The following is a 322-nucleotide window of genomic DNA, read 5'->3' on the forward strand; positions in this document are numbered from 1 at the left end:
AGATAACGATTGGCGGATGGCTCATTCATGATTTTTTCTTTGTCCGGAATACATCAGCGCTTCGTTCATATTCGACATCCACTTCCCCGAGACGGTGATTGACAATGCGCGCCGCCGCAAATAAATAATCGGACAGCCGGTTGACGTATGGCAGCGCAAGCGGCGGAATGTCTTCTTCTTTGGCCAAAGCGACAATCTTTCGTTCAGCTCTTCTGATGACCGTTCTCGCCGCATGCAAAAATGATGCCGCTTCTGTTCCGCCCGGAAGTATAAACTTGGTCAGCTGCGGCGCTTCCTCGACATAGGCATCAATTCGTTCTTC

Annotated in this window: 1 protein-coding gene; it reads right to left on the minus strand. The window is 50.3% G+C overall.

Translation table 11 applies throughout. The features are described from left to right. Nucleotides 1–25: 25 nt before the first annotated feature. On the minus strand, nucleotides 26–322 hold a 297-nt coding region (locus CH339_RS25525), incomplete at its 5' end, for an ATP:cob(I)alamin adenosyltransferase (protein ID WP_146610294.1).

It is taken from the genome of Rhodobium orientis (assembly GCF_003258835.1).
GTDB lineage: Bacteria > Pseudomonadota > Alphaproteobacteria > Rhizobiales > Rhodobiaceae > Rhodobium > Rhodobium orientis.